General features: G+C 44.4%; 13 protein-coding genes. 9 read left to right on the plus strand and 4 right to left on the minus strand.

Features of this window, described 5'->3' with window-relative positions; genetic code table 11:
- Window positions 1–36: 36 nt before the first annotated feature.
- On the minus strand, window positions 37–2,193 hold the full coding sequence (locus OCV57_RS03995) for an Ig-like domain-containing protein (RefSeq protein ID WP_267300514.1): 2,157 nt from the start codon (window positions 2,191–2,193) through the stop codon (window positions 37–39).
- A 495-nt stretch (window positions 2,194–2,688) separates the two neighbouring features.
- On the opposite strand from OCV57_RS03995, the gene OCV57_RS04000 reads away from it, so the two are divergent.
- Window positions 2,689–4,206 carry a glycoside hydrolase family 43 protein gene (locus tag OCV57_RS04000; protein WP_267300515.1) on the plus strand — a complete coding sequence of 506 codons (1,518 nt, stop codon included), beginning with the start codon at window positions 2,689–2,691 and terminating at the stop codon, window positions 4,204–4,206.
- 50 nt (window positions 4,207–4,256) lie between these two features.
- Here OCV57_RS04000 and putP read toward each other — a convergent pair whose 3' ends face one another.
- The 3 genes from putP to OCV57_RS04015 all read right to left on the minus strand — a co-directional run bounded on the left by putP (window position 4,257) and on the right by OCV57_RS04015 (window position 8,363).
- Window positions 4,257–5,807: a sodium/proline symporter PutP gene (gene putP, locus OCV57_RS04005; protein ID WP_267300517.1), complete on the minus strand. Its 1,551-nt coding sequence runs from the start codon at window positions 5,805–5,807 to the stop codon at window positions 4,257–4,259.
- A 121-nt stretch (window positions 5,808–5,928) separates the two neighbouring features.
- Complete coding sequence (thrS, locus tag OCV57_RS04010; RefSeq protein ID WP_046441614.1) at window positions 5,929–7,875, minus strand: threonine--tRNA ligase; 1,947 nt, start codon at window positions 7,873–7,875, stop codon at window positions 5,929–5,931.
- A gap of 131 nt (window positions 7,876–8,006) precedes the next feature.
- On the minus strand, window positions 8,007–8,363 hold the full coding sequence (locus OCV57_RS04015; protein ID WP_267300518.1) for a hypothetical protein: 357 nt from the start codon (window positions 8,361–8,363) through the stop codon (window positions 8,007–8,009).
- Window positions 8,364–8,973: 610 nt separating this feature from the next.
- Between OCV57_RS04015 and rny the strand changes: the two genes are divergently transcribed.
- The 8 genes from rny to OCV57_RS04055 all read left to right on the plus strand — a co-directional run bounded on the left by rny (window position 8,974) and on the right by OCV57_RS04055 (window position 19,217).
- A complete protein-coding gene (rny, locus tag OCV57_RS04020) occupies window positions 8,974–10,539 on the plus strand; it encodes a ribonuclease Y (protein ID WP_038670686.1) in 1,566 nt (521 codons plus the stop codon).
- 172 nt (window positions 10,540–10,711) lie between these two features.
- Window positions 10,712–12,211 (plus strand): O-antigen ligase family protein, encoded by a 1,500-nt coding sequence (locus OCV57_RS04025; protein WP_267300521.1) that lies wholly within the window; start codon window positions 10,712–10,714, stop codon window positions 12,209–12,211.
- Between the two features lie 408 nt (window positions 12,212–12,619).
- A complete protein-coding gene (locus tag OCV57_RS04030) occupies window positions 12,620–13,489 on the plus strand; it encodes a prohibitin family protein (RefSeq protein ID WP_267300523.1) in 870 nt (289 codons plus the stop codon).
- A 198-nt stretch (window positions 13,490–13,687) separates the two neighbouring features.
- The gene (locus OCV57_RS04035) at window positions 13,688–13,972 is read left to right on the plus strand and encodes a hypothetical protein (protein WP_038670690.1); all 285 of its coding nucleotides are present in this window, start codon (window positions 13,688–13,690) and stop codon (window positions 13,970–13,972) included.
- A gap of 15 nt (window positions 13,973–13,987) precedes the next feature.
- On the plus strand, window positions 13,988–15,088 hold the full coding sequence (locus OCV57_RS04040) for a TFIIB-type zinc ribbon-containing protein (protein WP_267300524.1): 1,101 nt from the start codon (window positions 13,988–13,990) through the stop codon (window positions 15,086–15,088).
- Window positions 15,089–15,105: 17 nt separating this feature from the next.
- Window positions 15,106–15,825: a TFIIB-type zinc ribbon-containing protein gene (locus OCV57_RS04045; RefSeq protein ID WP_022287999.1), complete on the plus strand. Its 720-nt coding sequence runs from the start codon at window positions 15,106–15,108 to the stop codon at window positions 15,823–15,825.
- 55 nt (window positions 15,826–15,880) lie between these two features.
- Complete coding sequence (locus OCV57_RS04050) at window positions 15,881–17,341, plus strand: SPFH domain-containing protein (protein WP_267300525.1); 1,461 nt, start codon at window positions 15,881–15,883, stop codon at window positions 17,339–17,341.
- 205 nt (window positions 17,342–17,546) lie between these two features.
- Window positions 17,547–19,217: a formate--tetrahydrofolate ligase gene (locus tag OCV57_RS04055; protein WP_267300526.1), complete on the plus strand. Its 1,671-nt coding sequence runs from the start codon at window positions 17,547–17,549 to the stop codon at window positions 19,215–19,217.
- The last annotated feature ends 164 nt before the right edge of the window (window positions 19,218–19,381 follow it).

A 19,381-nucleotide genomic window follows, 5' to 3' on the forward strand; every position in this document is an offset into this window, starting at 1 on the left:
CTTGCTTATTTTATATCATATGTTTCTGTATCCAGCCTACCTGACAATAACCATAACCGCCTGCGAAAAAGCCCCGTAAGAAGTCTTTCCGTTTACAGTTTTGTAAGCCCTTACCTTTACCATTCTAAGTGAGTAAGGCTCAAATCCTGATACGATAGCACTCTTGTGAGAGCCACCCACCTTTGCCGACTTCACATAATCACTGCCATTTGAAGAGGAGTATATCTCATATCCGCTTGCACCCCCAACAGCTTTCCATGATACCTCAATGCTACCGCTGCCTGCTGATTTAGCCGTGCATGAAGCCTTTGCAGGCTTTGTGACAGCCTCTACAGCCTTTGAGTAGCTAGCCGAAATGTATTCTTTTCCGCCAGATTTTTTCACAGCCTTTACCTTGTAGCTGTACCCCTTTGCACGAGCAAGTCCGCTGTCAGTGAAGCTCACAGCCTTTACAGTTTTTATCCTCTGCCATTTCTTGCTTGTGTTGTCATATCTGTATATAGCGTAGCTGTCAGCACCTGTAACCTTTTTCCAAGAAAGCTTAACGCTCTTTTCACCGGTGGAAGAAACTTTTAGCTCTGTCACTGTGGCAGGACGAATGTTGAAGTTCACAGTTTTTGTGCCTTTGTATAAGCCCTTGCCTGTTATTTTTACGCTTGCCTGACCTATGGCTGTGTTCTTTGAGTAGCTCACAGTGTAGTCAGTGTTCTTTACAAGCTTTTTGCCGCCATATGTCACTGCAGGCGCAGGAGAAACCGCCTTCCCTGTGTAGCTTTGCGTCTTTATAGCCGAAATACTGCTGTCACTGATTTTACCCTTTACAGTGACGGTACATTTAACATTTTTTCCTCCTGTTGTGTATGCCGTGATAGTTGCTCTGCCAACCCCTTTTGCAGTGACCTTTCCGTCTGACACAGAAGCAATTTTGCTGTTAGAAGACTTCCAGGAAACAAAGTCCGTCAGACCGCTTCCGCCACCCATTTTTGCAGAAATAACACTGCTTTTGCCCTTGTCAAGAGTCAGTGATGCCTTATCCAATGTTACCGAAGCCGCAGGCTTTATGCTAGCCTTTATAGTTTTTGCTGAGCTGTTTCCGTATTTGTCATAAGCCGTTACCTTAACGGTAAATTCACCGCTTTTTACTGAATAGTCCTCAGCAGAAACATAAGCCGAAGCCTTGCCACCCGAAAGCTTTCCGCTTGCGTATTTCTTTGCACTTTCACCATTTTTTGTAGGGTAAGCAGGGAAGACCACCTTTGAAACTCCGCTCTTGTCGCTCACATTGCAAGAAACATCAAAGCCCTTTGCTGTGATGTTCTCCACCTTTGCCCCCGATATGGTCGGCGCAGTTGTGTCAACATAAGTCTTTATGACCTGCTCAGAGTTGTTCCCAGCCTCGTCAGTAGCCGTTATAGTTGTAATATAATATCCGTCCTTGCTCCCAAGGTCAGTTACCTTTACTGAGTGTGAAAGCGAGTTCACCGCCGATGTGTAAACACGGCTTATAGTCTTTGTCTTGTTGCCCTCAAAATAAGTGGATACCTTTACCGAAGCCACAGCCCTGTTGTCAGAAATATCCGCTTTAACAGTGTAGCCTTTTCCCGTGATGTTCTCACAGCCTGCGTTTGCGATAACAGGTCTTGTCATGTCGATGTCAAGGCTTTGCGCAACGCCGTTTATGTAAAGTCTGTAGAAATAGTGATTGTTAGTAAGTACCTTTCTGTTTTTCACAGTGTAAACAGTGTCGTTCCAAGTCCATTTGTAGTTCTGCTCAATAAGAGTAGCCGTCGTTCCCTGACAGTCCTTTACAATGGCAACATGAGAGTAATCCTTGTCCTGCATTATGTCCCCTGCCTGCGGAGTTTTCACTTCACGAAGCTCCGCCCTTTTGCCGTAGCAGTACACGCTAGGCTTGTCGTCCACCATGTTTATGTTGTATACTGTAACGCCAAACTTTTCTTCATAAAAACGTGAAACATATCCTGCACAGCAGTAATAACCGGTGTCGGAATAGCCGAGAACGTATTTAGCGTCAACGCCCTCAAAAGAGTCTATGACCTGATAATCATAGTCCACAGTGACGGTCTGTTCGCTGTAGCTCACCGCATTTGTCACCTGACAAAGCATGATCATCATAACAGCACAAAATACTGCGCCCATAGCCGAAAAAACTTTTTTCAGCCCCTTTTCCATTCCAAACGCCCCCTAACTGACAGAATTATCTTATACGTTTTCGTATATCAACTTCATAATATCATAAAGGTTACAATTTGGCAACAGATTTTATCGTTTTTTGCCGAAATGACTAAAATATTTGTTTGTTTTCACAGGGAACACAAGTTCTATATTCAAATATATCCTCAGAATATAGACTGTTATATGCCATACGAACAAATGTCGGAGCAAAAATTACAATTTGTAACTTTTATACTGAACACGCTATCAAAAACGTTTAACTTAACATATATCCCCGCAAAAAATCTATAGGAGAGAACAGCATTTGCCCATCGAAGCTACTATTCCGCCTAGATATCCGTACCAATTGATCGCCACTACCCACTTCCAAAATCGTAAACGGAAATTGTTTTTTTCATTTGCACAAAAATTCACTCATACTGCACGAGAAGCTATTGAAAAGCCATCTGAAATAGATTATAATGTCTGTAAAATATAAACGGAGGTCACAATATGAAGTACATAAATCCAGTCATATCAGGCTTTTACCCTGACCCTAGCATTTGTAAGGCTGAGGGCAAATACTATCTTGTTTGCAGCTCTTTTCAGTTCTTCCCGGGCGTTCCCCTCTATGAAAGCGACGATCTTGTGAATTGGAAGCAGATAGGTCATGTTCTCACAAGAAAAAGTCAGCTCCCGTTGGAGGGGGCAGGCTCTTGTGGCGGTATCTATGCCCCAACTATAAGATACAATAATGGCAGATTTTACATGGTAACGACCAACGTCACGAATGGCGGAAATTTCTATGTCTACACTGACGATATCCATGGTGAATGGTCTGAGCCTGTTTATGTTCAGCAGGGCGGTATCGACCCGTCATTGTATTTTGAGAACGGCAAAGCCTACTTTATGTCCAATGGTGAGGACGATGAGGGCAACCATGGTGTTACACAGTGCGAAATAGATATCGAAACAGGCAAAAAGCTCACGCCAAGCAAGACCATCTGGACGGGTGCAGGCGGACGTTTCCTTGAAAGCCCGCACCTCTACAAAATAAAGGGCGAATACTACCTTATGGCGGCTGAGGGTGGCACGGAATACGGTCATATGATAGTCTATGCCAAAGGTAAGACCCCTTATGGTCCTTTTGAGAATTATCCTCACAACCCAGTTCTAACAAACAGAAATCTTGGTGGATACGAGATACAAGGGTGCGGTCATGGTGACCTTGTGGAGGACGAAAACGGCAACTTCTGGTGCGTCCACCTTGCGTTCAGAATGATAAATATGTGGGTGATGCACCACATTACAGGCAGAGAAGTATATCTCGTACCAGTGACTTTCGACGAGAACGGCTGGTTCACAATGGGCGATAATGGCACAACTCGCAAGGAAGTTGAAACCGACAGACTCGGGGATATCAGGCAGGAGTTTTGGAAAGAATACACTTTCGAGAATACCAAAGTCGGACGTGAGTGGTGCTTTATGCAAAACCCCGATATGAACCTTTATAAGCTCGATAAAAAACGCTTTGAGCTTACGCCAAACGAGCATACGATCTTTGAGGCAGACGGCTCGCCTGCTTTTATCTGCATAAGACAGAAAGAAATGAATTTATACGTGGAGTGCAAAGTCGAGATAACAGAGGGCGAAGCAGGATTGGTGTTCTACATGACCCCAGATCAGCATTATGAGATAGCGTTAAGACGCACAGATAAAGGCGTCGAGCTATTCCGAAGACTTTGCATAGGCGATATTCGCCATGAGGATCATGTCATAGCATTGCCACAGGGAGAAAGCTCGGCTGTGCTTTGCTGTAATGCTTCCAACTTTACATACAATTTCTCGGCGAAAACGCTTTCGGGAGATATAGACTTGGGCGGAGCTCAAACGAAGTTTTTGTCTACTGAGCTTGCAGGTAATTTCACGGGAGTTGTTATTGGTCTTTACGCTCAGAAATATGAGGATAAAGGCAATAAAGCGGTGTTTACGGAATTCAGATGCGAAAATAAGGAAAAGTATGATAGCTAAAAGATAAAATACAAAAGGTCCGTGGGCGTACCCATGGACCTTTTACTTTGTTATGCTTTTTCATCACAACCGCAGTTCACACCGTTCTTAACATCATCAAATGCCTTCAGCATTTCCTCGGACGGCTTCTTTGTGCAAAGGCTCACAATAATGATAAGTATAAGACTTACCGCAAAACCTACTACCAATGAGTAAAGCCCGGTCCTGTCACCTAAAGTCTGTCCGTTTATAAGCGGTATGTAATCCCATATTATTACCGACAACGCACCGCTGGCAACGCCTGCCGCCGCACCTGCGAGGTTTGTTCTCCTCCAATAAAGGGACATAAGTATTATCGGACCAAACGAAGCTCCAAGTCCTGCCCATGCGTTTGAAACAAGACCCATTATACTGCTGTTAGGGTCAAGTGCTATTATGTATGCTACTACCGCTACAGCAAGAACCGTTATCCTGCTCACAAGCAGGACTTTCTTGCTCTCCGCCTTAGGTGCAATACATGAGTGGTAAATATCCTCCGATACCGATGAGGCAGTTACAAGAAGCTGCGAATCAGCCGTTGACATTATGGCAGCCAGTATTCCGCAAAGGAAAATTCCGCCGACGAATGGCAGACCGATATCGGAGTTGAATACCTTCTGTATCATCTCGATGAAAACATTCTCAGACTTGTTGTTTGCAAGTGCAGGCACAAGATAAGCCCTGCCCACGATAGCTATAAAGCAAGCGAAGCAAAGTGATATAGCACACCATACACAGCCTATGACTCTTGACTTTTTTACCTCTTTTTCAGAGCTTATAGCCATGAATCTTACCAGAATGTGCGGCATACCGAAATAACCAAGCGCCCAGCCGAGCTGAGAGATTATGTCGATGGCTGAAAGGGTCTGACCCTTTTCATCATTGAATATGTTAAGATAGTGATGTGCCTCAACACCGCTTGCAGTGATGTTGTCCATAACGTTTCCTGCTCCAACAAGGAAAAACGCAATGATAGGTATAGTCACAACTCCTGCCAGCATGAGCAGACCCTGAACAAAGTCAGTTACACATACTGCCATAAATCCGCCCATAAAAGTGTAGCCAAGTATTACTACTGCACCGATAGTAAGACATATCTTATAGTCGATACCGAATATAGAGTTGAAAAGCTTTCCGCCTGCCGAAAGAGCAGACGCCGTGTAAACAAGGAAGAATATGACGATTGCCACCGACGATACCAAAAGCATTACCTTGTGCTTGTCCTCAAATCTGTTTTCAAGATACTTAGGAAGCGTCATGGAGTTGTTCGCCCTGATAGTGTATCTTCTCAGTCTGCCCGAAACTATCGCCCAGTTAAGTATAGTGCCGATAAGCAGACCTACAGCTATCCATATCTGCCCCGTTCCGAATGCGTAAACAGCGCCAGGCAGACCCATGAGCATCCAGCCTGACATATCAGAAGCCTGAGCAGAAAGTGCCGCTACCCAGCCGTTAAGTCCTCTGCCACCAAGGAAAAAGTCCTCGGAGCTTTTTGTTTTCTTCATATATGCGGCACCTATGAGAAGCATTCCTGCCAAATAGAATGCAAATGCCACAAGCGTCCAGATCATATCTGATTTCATCTATTACCTCTTTCCCGAAGCGGATTTTATCCTGTCCGCCCCATATTTTATAAACGGCAACGCCGCACAAGAGAAACTCCCCTGTGCGGTATCGCATAAAACGTCTGTATAACAAAGCCGATTACTTAGCCTTAGTCTTTATTTCCTCATCAAGCTTAGCGATAAGCTCGTCAACAGGCATTGCAGGAAGCTCGCCCTCTTTTCTTGAACGAACAGTAACAGTGTTGCTGTTTACCTCGTTGTCGCCAATGATGAGCATATAAGGAATCCTCTCAAGTCTTGCAGCCTTGATCTTAGTACCAATGTTCTCATCTCTGTTGTCAACAGTAACTCTCATGCCCATAGCAGTCATTCTGTCGGCTATCTTCTGAGCGTATTCAGCATGACCCTCCTTGATAGGAAGAAGTCTTACCTGCTCAGGAGCGAGCCACAGAGGAAGAACGCCGTTGAAATGCTCAAGCATATAAGCAAGTGTTCTTTCAAAGCAGCCAAGTGAAGTTCTGTGAATGATGTAAGGAAGCTTCTTCTGACCGTCCTTGTCAACATAGTACATACCAAATCTTTCAGCCAAAAGCATATCTATCTGGATAGTAACAAGCGTGTCTTCCTTGCCGTATACGTTCTTGTACTGAATGTCGAGCTTTGGACCATAGAACGCAGCCTCGTCGATACCGATATCGTAATCAACGCCAAGGTCGTCAAGAATAGTCTTCATTGCAGCCTGTGCGTGCTCCCACTGCTCAGCCGTACCCTCGTACTTGTTCTTAGGGTTAGCAGGATCCCATTGTGAGAATCTGAATGTGCAGTCATCAAGCAGACCAACAGTGTCAAGGAAATACTTGGCAAGCTCCAAACAGCCCTTGAACTCTTCTTCAAGCTGGTCAGGTCTGAGAATGTAGTGACCCTCAGAGATAGTGAACTGTCTTACTCTGATAAGACCGTGCATCTCACCGCTGTCCTCGTTTCTGAACAGCGTAGAAGTCTCTGTCAATCTCATTGGCAGCTCTCTGTATGAACGCTGTCTGTTAAGGAATACCTGATACTGGAATGGGCAAGTCATCGGACGAAGTGCGAAGCACTCTTTTTCCTCGTCATATGGGTCGCCAAGAATGAACATTCCGTCAAGATAGTGATCCCAGTGACCTGATATCTTATAAAGATCTCTCTTTGCGAAAAGCGGAGTCTTTGTAAGCAGACAGCCCTTTGCCTGCTCCACATCTTCTACCCAACGCTGAAGAAGCTGGATAACTCTTGCGCCCTTTGGAAGCATAACAGGAAGTCCCTGACCGATACAATCAACAGTTGTGAAATATTCAAGCTCTCTGCCTATCTTGTTGTGGTCACGAAGCTTAGCTTCCTCCTGCTGTTTAAGGAACTCATCGAGCATTGAAGCCTTAGGGAATGCAGTTCCGTAAATTCTTGAAAGCTGCTTGCCGTCCTCTGCCTTGCCCCAGTATGCACCTGTGCATGAAAGAAGCTTAACAGCCTTGATAGGTGCAACGCTCATTATGTGCGGACCTGCGCAAAGGTCAACGAAATCACCCTGCTTGTAGAATGAAAGCTTTTCGCCCTTATCGTCATGCTTGTGGATAAGCTCTACCTTGTAATCTTCGTGTCTTTCCTCCATGAGCTTTATAGCCTCGTCAGCAGAAAGCTCAAAACGCTCCAAAGCATAGCCCTCTTTTGCAAGCTTTTTCATTTCAGCCTGTATCTTTTCAAGGTCAGCAGGCGTAAAAGGCTTTTCTACCTCAAAATCATAGTAGAAGCCTGTGTCTGTAGCAGGGCCTCTTGCCAGCTTTGCCTCAGGATAAAGATTTTTTACAGCCTGCGCCATAAGGTGAGAAGCTGTGTGCCAGAAAGTTTCCTTACCAGCCTTTGAGTCAAAAGTCATGACTTCAAAATGGCAGTCATGGTCAACGACAGTTCTCATGTCGAAAACTTCGCCGTCCAGCTTTACGCAGCAGGCAGCCTTGTAAAGTCCCATGCCGATATCCTTGATTATCTCGCTTGCAGGCATTGCCTTTTCGATCTCACGGACAGAGCCGTCTTTTAATTTCAGCTTGATCATTTTTGATTCCTCCGATTTATATAATATTGTAATTCTTTATTATAACGTGCATAAACACGTTGTTTCTTTTTGTAATGCGTCACATATCACAAGTTTTTTGTGGGCGACCTCAGGTCACCCCTACAGGCATATTATTTGAAGTTCAGCAGTTCAGTATACTGCGAAACATACACATATATCCAGAAGCAAAGAAGCACTACGCTCAGCACCGTTGAAATGTCGCTCAAAATGTGCCTTGCCCTTTTTTTGATAGCCCATTGCCTGGAGCCGTCTTTTTTCACCCTGCAAACAAGCTGAGAGAAAAATGTATTGAACCAGTATGATACTATCCATATGGGCAGAAAGGTGAGAAACCCTTGCTTGTCGGATATAGTCCCGTTCCATGATAACCAGCAAACATATCCCGCTGCACCATAAGCGCAAAACCCAATGGTATAGCAAATGATCGCAAGGATACGCCTTGTTTTCATGGCGTTCCTGTCTTTCATAGTATCATCACCCTCTTACATAACAAAAAAGTCCCACAGGATACAAATATCCTATGGGACGATGATATCGTGGTTCCACCCAACTTCATGCGCAGTTTCCTGCACAACTCATTAGCCGCTCCTTTAACGCTGAGCCTGCGGCGTGTATTAAACGCACTCAGGGGCGGTATCCTCACTCTGCATAGTCCTGCACCGCTCACAGCTCGTATAAAAACGTGCGGCGCTCTCTGAAAAGACCTTTCGCCGAGGGGCTTCCCCGTCAAAGCTTTCAAGTATAACTGCAAAAGACTTTATCTTTTGCTTCGACTAACATTTTAACACCTCTTCACCCACTTGTCAAGGGGTTTGTTAGAAAATATATAATTTTGTGGATTTAACTAAAAAAATTCTTGACAACAGAGAAGTTTTATTATACAATAATATTATGCATTATAATTTTTATATAACTGAAAGATGAAGTATAGTTTTTTGTATTATTCTGATGTTTTTTATAAAATAAATTTTGCAATTTTGTATCTTTACAATTTAATATCAGGTGGATATCTTTTTTCATGCGTTTTTACGCACAAATATGGATATCCATACTTTCTAAGAAGGAGGAAAGCTATACATGGAACCAGGTATTGCTATTCTACTATGTGTAGTTGCTCTTGTTCTTGGTGCCGGTGTGAGCGGATTTATCTGCTTCAAACAGGGTATAAGCTATCGCAAAAAAACAGCCGAAGCTGCTGTAGGCTCTGCGGAAAAAGAAGCGGAGCGTATCGTTGACGACGCAAAGAAAAACGCTGAAACTCTGAAAAAAGAGGCATTAATCGAGGCGAAAGACGAGATCCACAAGTCACGCCAGGAAACGGAAAAAGAGCTTAAAGAGAGAAGGATCGAAGTTTCCAGACAGGAAAGACGTGTTCAGCAGAAAGAGGAGTCTATCGACAGAAAGCTCGATAATTTGGAGAAAAAGGAAGAAACTCTCCAGAACAAGCTGAAAAATGCTGACGAAAAGGTGGCTGAGGCTGACAGGATCAAGAAGTCACAGCTCGATATGCTTGAAAAGATATCTCAGTTCACTGTTGATCAGGCTAAGGATTATCTGCTTTCAAAGCTGGACGAGGATCTGGTGCATGAAAAGGCTGTGAGGGTCACAAACTTTGAAAATCAGGTGAAGGATGACTGTGAGGCTAAGGCCAGACAGTATATCTCGCTTGCTATCTCACGGTGTGCTGCCGATCAGGTGTCTGAATCAGCAGTGTCAGTCGTTGCATTGCCTAATGATGAGATGAAGGGCAGGATAATCGGACGTGAGGGAAGAAATATCAGAACTATCGAAACTCTCACAGGCGTTGATCTTATCATTGACGATACTCCTGAGGCTATCACCATCTCGTGCTTTGATCAGGTGAGAAGAGAGGTCGCAAGGATCGCACTTGAAAAGCTTATCCAGGACGGACGTATACACCCTACACGCATTGAGGAAATGGTAGAAAAGGCTAAGCGTGAAGTCGAGCTGAAGATCAAGCAGGAGGGCGAGAGAGCTATTCTTGAAACCAATGTTCACGGCGTGAACCACGAGCTTGTTAAGCTTCTTGGACGTCTGCGCTATAGAACGAGCTATAGACAGAACGTGCTCAACCACTCTATTGAAGTCGCTCACCTTGCAGGAATGATGGCGTCAGAGCTTGGCGTTGACGCAAATCTGGCAAGAAGAGCAGGACTGCTCCACGATATAGGAAAGGCTCTCAGCTATGAGATAGAAGGCTCGCACGTTCAGATAGGTGTTGACGTATGTAAGAAGTACAAGGAAAGCCCTGAAGTTATTCATGCTATCGAGGCTCACCATGGCGACGTTGAAACAAGAACTGTTGTTGCGGCACTTGTTCAGGCGGCAGACGCAATAAGCGCCGCTAGACCGGGAGCAAGAAGCGAGAACTATGAGAACTATATCAAGAGGCTCCAGAAGCTTGAGGAGATCTGCACGTCCTACGAGGGCGTTGAGAAATCCTTTGCTATACAGGCAGGCCGTGAGGTTCGTATCATGGTACAGCCTGAGAAGATCAACGATGAAAAAATGGTGCTCGTTGCTCGTGAGATCGCTAAGAGGATCGAAACTGAAATGGATTATCCGGGACAGATCAAGGTCAATCTTATCCGTGAGAGCAGAGCTATCGAATACGCAAAGTAAATTGTGTAAACAGCGGGCAGACTTTAGGGTTTGCCTGCTTTTTTATTTCCCGCTCTGTTTTTAATGAGGAATGAGGAGTGAGGAATGAGGAATTAAGGTATCGCCTGCGGCGATGATTTTTAATTTTCAATCATAAAATAATAAAATATCTATGCTTTTTGGGGGATTTTTTATGTCAAAAGCAAAAGAGAAAAAAGAGGTCACTACCAATCAAGGTAAAAAGCACCTTTTCGGCAGTTCGGAAAAGTCGGATTTTATTCTGAATATGTCTGCCGAGTCTGCACAAAAGCTGTGCGGAGTTTACAGCATTATTGCTGTGCTTGTTCTGTGCGTTATCACAATACCGTATTATTTCACACAGAATATCAAATACGGTATGGACGAAAGCGTCAACCGTACTCTTTATCTAAACGAAAAATTTATATTCTTTATATCTGCCGCTGTGCTTGCGGTCGGCTTTGTGGGATTTATCATTTTCCTTATTGCCAACATGAAAAAGCAGGTGGAGCTTAAAGACAACAAGAGCCTTATCGTACCACTTGCGGTGGTGCTTCTGTCGGTGGTATCTTGCTTGCTTTCAGCGGATATCTTCACATCTTTCTACGGCTATCTCGACCGCTCCGAGGGTATGCTCACCATACTTGGCTATTGGGGACTTTTTGCCGCAGGAATGACAGTTACGGCTGACGACCGCAGGATAAAGCTTTCAGACTTTATCGTAGGAATAGGCGCATTTGAAGCTATCGTGGGAATTTTGCAGGCTATACCTGCCACCGCAAAAATAATTCCAAACTATTTCAAAGAGATATTCTCGGGCTTCTCATCAGGCGGTATGACCTATACAAAAGAATATATCGCAACAGGCTTTTTGTGTACGCCTTTTGCATTGGCGGCAGTGCTTACAGTGATATCTGCCTTTGCGCTTAATGGTATGCTCTATGATGATAAAAAGGCAAGAAAGATATTCTATGCTATCTCCCTTGCACTTATGACAGCGGCTGATATCCTCGCCTGCGTTGTCCCTGCTATCTTGGGACTTGGTGCGGTTTATGTTATATCTCTTATTATTGCCGCTGTAAAGTCGGGCTTTGCAAAGGATAAGAAGCCTTTTATAGCCTGCCTTGTGGCTTTTATAGTCGCAGGAGGGATCTTTGCTGGACTTTTCGCCTCAAACGAGTTCAGACTTATGGACGAGAAAATAATCTTCCATGACAGTTTCGACAGACTTTCTATCACAGGCACAGGCAGAGGCGATGATACCGAACAGTGGATATATCCTTATCTGTGGGACGACGGAATGTATACTGCCGAGCAAAACCTTATCTGGGGAACCGGTCCAGACAACTGGGGAACGATATTCGAGTCGGGTGCTATAATAGACCGCTCTTATAATGAGTATATCGACCTTTTGCAGTCAAGAGGACTCATCATTTTCGCACTTACAATAGTATTCCTTATTATGACTATAGTAAAAATGTGCAAGCTCGTAGCAGGCTTTATGAAAGACAAAAACGGCTGGACGGGCTGTGCAGTATCAGCGGCAGTTCTTTGCTATCTGATACAGGCATTTTTCAACATAAGTTCTGTTACCTCATCACCATACTTCTGGATCGCGGCTGGACTTGTGTGGAGTTTCACAGCGGTAAAATCCAGTGCAAAGAAAAAGAGCTAACAAACCTATCTGTAGGGGCGGCCTTGGGTCGCCCGCTCTTTCATCAATACATTGATAAAAAATTCGGACGCAGTAAAATGAGTCCGATTTTTTTATGCCTTTTTGCAGACAATGATATAAACATATTAGCTTTTACATATATTGAAATATGGCTATAGACCTGTGCCGAATTTTTTCGCCCATAAATAACGAGCGGATTTGAACGAACGAGAATAGGTGAGATTGCAAGAGATGCAGCGAGCTAAATCAAAAAATCTGTTCACTGCTGACTTCCGCTGACTTCCCCGAACTTTGTCGGACTTTGCTAATTTGTAAGGCTTATGATATAATCATATTAAACCAAAGAACAGAAAGCCTTTGGTTAGACGGCAAGTCGAAAGACTTTGTTTTATATGAAAGGAAAAAATCATGAGCAAAGAAAAGGTCATTGACATTTCAACAAGAAAAACAGGAAAGATCGTTGGCATTTGTGCGGCGGCAGTTGCGGCTATAATAGTGGTCGTATCCTCTGTATCCATAGTTCCGGCAGGCTGTACGGGCGTTGTGACGACCTTCGGCAAGGTGTCAGACACTGCACTCAACGAAGGATTGCATCTGAAAGTGCCTTTTGCACAGCGTGTAACAACAGTGTCAAACAAGATACAAGTTTATCAGGCTGACGCTGACGCAGTTTCAAAGGACTTGCAGACTGTGAACTCTACCATAGCGGTGAACTTCCGAATAAAGTCGGCTTCTTCTGCAAGCATTTTCAAGAATATCGGCTCAGATTACGAGAACGTTATCCTTATGCCAACAGTGCAGGAATGTATGAAGTCGGTATGTGCAAAATATACGGCTGAACAGCTTATCACTGACAGAGCGCAGGTGGGCGAGGAAATAAAGGCACAGCTCGTTTCAAAGGTGGATGAATACGGTATCGAGATAGAGAAATTCAATATTGTGAATTTTGATTTCTCATCTGAATTTAATGAAGCCATAGAGGCAAAGCAGGTAGCAGAGCAGAATCTTTTGAAAACAAAGACCGAGCAGGAGCAGGCTATAGTTGTAGCTGAGGCGGAGGCTAAGAAAAAGGTTATTGCCGCAGACGCTGAGGCAACTTTCATAAAGACCAAGGCTGAAGCTCAGGCAGAAGCCAACAAGACTATCTCTGAATCTCTTTCAAACGAGCTTATAAAGTACCAGACCATCGATAAGTGGGATGGTGTTCTGCCTAAGGTGGCCAATGACGCAAACCCTCTGATATCTCTTGACCTTGACGAGCAGAAAACCGCTGAATAACGCTGATTCCTGACAGAACGGCTGTCAATCGTTAAAAACACCAATGAAAGGTATAAAAATATGTTTAAATGGACAAAAAAGAATTTTTTTTGAACGTTGTATGACATATTTCTTGACACGAAAAGCGTTTTCTGTTATCATAAACATATGTGAACATATTTTAGTTTTATGTAAAATATGGAGTTGGGAGGAGAAAAAATGTTGAAAAAGCTATACCGCACATTAGGCTTTGCACTTATTTCCTGCAATTTGTTTTTCACCCCTGTCATGGCATATGCCGACAGCAGTGTGAGCGTGGGAACAAATATGTGCTTTGCTATACCGGGAGGACTTATAACAGGCTTTGTGCTTGTTTCAATGAGCCGCACAAAACAGAAAGCTACCAAGGCAGATAAATACATAAAGAGTAATCTTAAACTCAATGGGCGTAACGACACCTATCTGCGTACCACCACTGATAAGACTAAGATAAAAGACGATTGATAGGGGGTACGGAAAATGGCTGTTAATATTTCTTATAAATGCCCTAACTGCGGAGCAGAGCTTTTCTGGAGCGCTGACAAAAACTGCTGGGCATGTGAATACTGCGACGGACAGTTTACTTTGAAGGACCTTGAAGAAGCAGGCGGTGACGCTAAAAAGGCTGAAGAGCTGAACAAGGATAATGTTGAAAAGCATGAAGAGGTCGATAAGGACGAATACAGTATGTCAAATGACGGAACTGTAGGAAATGACCTTGTAAAATATACCTGCTCACACTGCGGAGCGGAGATAATCACCGACCGCTCAACTGCAGCAACAGTTTGCGTTTACTGCGGAAATGCGGTAATAATGGGAGAGCAGATAATAGACAATTTCTCCCCTGACTATGTTATACCTTTTAAAGTGCCGAAAACTCAGGTAATGGACGCTTTCCAAAAATTCAGCAAGAAGCCTCTTACACCGAAAGATTTCAACTGCGATAGGGTAGTGGACAAGATGCAGGGCGTTTATATCCCGTTTTGGCTCTATTCAGGAAACTGCGAAGGCTCTATTACTGCGGAGGGTATAAACACAAGAACATGGACTTCAGGAAACTACAGATACACTGAGAAAAAGTATTATTCAGTTTACAGAAACGGAACCCTCGATTTCAAAGCTGTTCCTGTGGACGCTTCTTCAAAGACTGACGATGACGCTATGGACTCTATCGAGCCTTTTGATTACTCGGAAATGACAGCGTTCAACCCAGGTTATCTTTCGGGATATCTTGCAGAGAGATATGACGAGGATAAGGATAAGTGCCTGCCTAGGGCTAAAGAACGTATCGAGAACACAACTCGTGACGAACTTAGAAATACTTGTAACTACAACAGCGTAAACGTTCAGTCATATGAAAAGCACACCGAGATAAAGGACGTTAAATACGCTATGCTTCCAACATGGCTTTTGTATACAACCTATCAGGATAAGCCTTATTTCTTTGCAATGAATGGTCAGACAGGTAAATTTATCGGAAACCTGCCTATAAGCAAGGGAAAGCTTGTGGCTTACTCGCTTCTTGGGGGCGTGGGCGGATATATTATCGGAGCTATACTTCAGATAATGGGAATATTCTAGTAGGGGGTATCAGCTAAATGCCTGAAATATCAACGGCACTTATAATAAAAATAATAGTTATAGCGGTCGCCATAGGCGGTGGTATAGCGGTGATATATTCTGTGAAAAAAGCGGTATCGAACGCCATTGGCAGACAACTGAGCCGTGCCAACGACCTGCTAAGGACCATAAATGACGCAACTGAGGAAAGACAGAACAACGCCATGCAGTTTACTTATGTTGATCCTAATGTGGTGAACAACATAAAGAGAGATTTTCCTGACTATGATGAAAATATAGCAAGGAGCATAGTGGAAAACACTGTGATGAAATATTTTCTTGTTATAAACGGAGAAGCAAGCGAGAATCAGCTTGAATACTGTACCGAAGCGTTCAAGCAGAGAGCAGCCACGATGGCAAAAGACAACTTGTCAACGGTTACACCAAAGCATTATGACGATATACATATCCACAAGTCGCAGGTGGCGTCTTATCATAGAGATCATGACGCTGCAACGGCAAAGTTTCAGGTATCTCTTGAATACAAGCTCAACGGGATAAAGGCACAGCACATTTATGAGGCGGATTATTCATACTATCTTTCAATGGGGATAGAGGGCGAAAACGCCAGCCTTATATGTCAGTTCTGCGGAGCACCTGTGGACACCGCAGGCTCGGTTTGTCCTTACTGCGGTTCTGAGATACACAGCTCTGTAGAGCGCACATGGAAAGTCAGCAGGATATCCATGCTGAGATAGACAAGTTTAAAACCCCTTGGGGTGAAATAATACAGACAATGAAAGGAATTTAACTATGGGACTTATTAAGATGTTTACATCAGCAGTCGGCTCAACATTTGCCGATCAGGTAGTAGAGTACTTCAGATGTGAGGATATGTCAACTAAGATACTCTGCCAGCCGGCTACTCTTGTTGAGAGAGGAAAGACTGTGAACAACGGCACAGAGGGCGTTATCTCAAACGGTTCACGCTTTGATGTTGCGGTAAATCAGGCGGCTTTGCTTATCGAGAACGGCAGAGTACACGATTTTGTTATCGGTACACAGGAAACAGCAGGTCAGTATAAGTATGATTCAACTGTATCTCCGTCACTTCTTGGCGGCGGCTGGGGTGACCTTGGCGCTTCTATCAAGGAGATAGGCAGAAGATTTACAGCAGGTGGTCAGGCTATGAACACCATGCGTCTTATCTACATAAACCTCAGACCTCTGCCTGGAAACAAGATAGGCTTCGGCAAGATACCTTTCAGAGACGGCGAAATGAACCTCACTCTTAACGCACAGGGTCATGGTCAGTATGAGCTTCAGATCGTAAACCCTATGAACTTCTATGAGAACGTTGTTCAGAACGTAAATAAGGTACTTACTGTTGACAGCCCTGACGGCGTGGCAGTTCTCGGCCAGCTTAAGGCTGATATGACACCTAAGTTCCAGAAGGCTCTTACAAGGATATCCGCTCAGAAAATACCATACGATCAGCTTGGTCTTTATCCTGATGAGCTTGCTGAAGCAATGAATGCAGAGCTTGAAGAAAAGTGGGCTACAAAGGGTGTTAAGATAACAAGCCTTGCTATTGAGCTGAACGTGGACGAAGAGTCAAAGCAGAGAATCGCAAAATTCCAGGAGGCAAAAACTGTTGGAAGTGATCCTTCAATGCTCTATGCTATGGACAGAATGTCTATCAACAAGGCAAGAGAGGCAGCGGCAAGCAACTCAAACGGTGTTATGGCAGGCTTTATGGGCATGGGCATGGCAGGCGGCATGATGGGTCAGCCAATGGACGCAACAATGTATCAGCAGCAGATGCAGCAGAACATGATGAATCAGCAGGCTGCACAGGCAGCTCCACAGCAGGCAGCACCAGCGGCTGCACCAACACAGGCTGCACCTGAGAACGGCTGGACTTGTGCTTGCGGAACAACAAACACAGGAAAATTCTGTGCTAACTGCGGACAGCCTAAGCCTGAGCCAAAGCCGGCAGCAGACAGCTGGAAGTGTTCATGCGGCACAGAGAACACGGGAAAGTTCTGTGCAAACTGCGGTTCACCAAAGCCTGAGCAGCCAGTAGGCTGGACTTGCTCATGCGGAGCAGTGAACAAGGGCAAGTTCTGCGCTGAGTGCGGAAAGCCAAAGCCTGCATCAGAGCCGCTTTACAAGTGTGACAAGTGCGGCTGGGAGCCTGAAGATCCGAAAAATCCTCCTAAGTTCTGCCCTGAATGTGGAGATCCATTTAACGATAACGATATTCAGAAATAATTCTTATAGTTATTTTGAGCCGTCCTGCGGAATGCGGGGCGGCTCTTTTTGTGGGGCGATGTTCGGAAATGTGTTGGTTTATATAGTTTGTTTACATATGAAATATTGAAATCATCACGGATATGTGATATAATATATAGCGTATGATATTTTATATGGGTCTTTACCGATATACTAAAAATTTTTCCGAAAGGACTTGATCTAAATGCTGTCAGATATCGAAATCGCAAAGCAGGCGAAAATGCTCAAAATTGGGGAGGTCGCTGCTAAGCTCGGCATCTCAGAAGATGAATATGAGCCTTATGGTCACTACAAGGCTAAGCTTTCTGAGTCGCTTTATGCTAAAACTAAAAATGATCCAGATGGTAAGCTTATTCTTGTTACCGCTATAAACCCTACGCCTGCAGGAGAGGGCAAGACCACTATTTCCGTTGGATTGGCTGAGTCTATGAACAAAATAGGCAAGAAAGCTATGCTCGCTCTGAGAGAGCCTTCACTTGGTCCTGTTTTTGGTATCAAGGGCGGTGCAGCTGGCGGTGGATACGCTCAGGTCGTTCCTATGGAAGACATCAATTTGCACTTCACAGGAGATATGCACGCTATAACTGCGGCTAACAACCTGCTCTGCGCCCTTATCGACAACCATATGCAGCAGGGAAATGAGCTTCACATTGACCAGAGAAGGATACTTTTCAAGCGCTGCCTTGACATGAATGACAGAGCGCTGAGAGATATTGTTATCGGTCTTGGCTCAAAGGTGAATGGTATTCCTAGAGAGGATTCTTTCCAGATAACTGTCGCTTCTGAGATAATGGCTATTCTTTGCCTCGCTTCCGATCTGGCTGACCTTAAGGCTAGAATTGAGAAGATACTCGTTGCTTACACAACTGACGGAAAGCCTGTTTATGCTAAGGATATAGGCGGTTGCGGTGCTATGACTGCTTTGCTGAAAGACGCTTTGAAGCCTAACCTTGTTCAGACGCTTGAGAACAATCCTGCTCTTATCCATGGCGGTCCATTCGCTAATATCGCTCACGGCTGTAACTCAGTAAGAGCAACAAAGCTTGCTTTGAAGCTTGCTGACTACACTATCACTGAGGCTGGCTTCGGCTCTGACCTTGGCGCTGAGAAATTCTTTGATATCAAGTGCAGATACGCTGGTCTTAAACCAAGTTGCGTAGTTCTGGTGGCTACTGTAAGGGCATTGAAATACAATGGCGGTGTTCCGAAAACTGAGCTTACTAACGAAAATGTTGAGGCTCTCGAAAAGGGTATCGTAAACCTGAAAACTCATATCGAGAATATGCACAAGTTCGGTGTGCCTGTAGTGGTGGCTATAAATAGATTCCATACTGATACTGAGGCTGAGCTGGCTGTTATCGAGAGAGTTTGCGGTGAAATGGGTGTTGAGTTCTCACTGGCTGAGATTTTTGCAAAAGGCTCTGAGGGCGGTATCGACCTTGCGGAAAAGGTTTGCAAGACTATCGAAACAAAGCCGTCTGAGTTCAAGCCACTTTATGACGAGAAGCTCCCTATCAAGGAAAAGCTTGGTATACTTGCAAAGGAGATATACCGTGCAAACGGCGTGATCTATACAAAGCAGGCTGAAAAGGCTATAAAGGAGATCACTGAGCTGGGATTCGGGGATATCCCTGTTTGCGTGGCTAAGACGCAGTATTCACTGTCTGACGACCCGACAAAGCTTGGCAAGCCTGAGAATTATGAGATAACAGTAAGAGATGTAAGGCTTTCAGCCGGTGCAGGATTTGTGGTAGCTTATACGGGCGATATTATGACAATGCCTGGTCTGCCTAAGAAGCCTGCGGCTTATAATATCGATTGCGATAATGAGGGCAATATCTACGGATTGTTCTAAGCCGTTTAAGTGAGGAGTGAGGAATTGGCATAGCCGACCGAACGAGTCACTTTGATAGAGTAAATACCGAGCGGAGCGATTTTGCGGCGTGGCAAATGTAGGGGACGGCGCCCTCGACGTCCCGTTTTTGGGAGCGACGAGGTTTGAATTTATACAAACCATGT

This window comes from Hominimerdicola aceti (assembly GCF_025567495.1).
Lineage (GTDB): Bacteria > Bacillota > Clostridia > Oscillospirales > Ruminococcaceae > Hominimerdicola > Hominimerdicola aceti.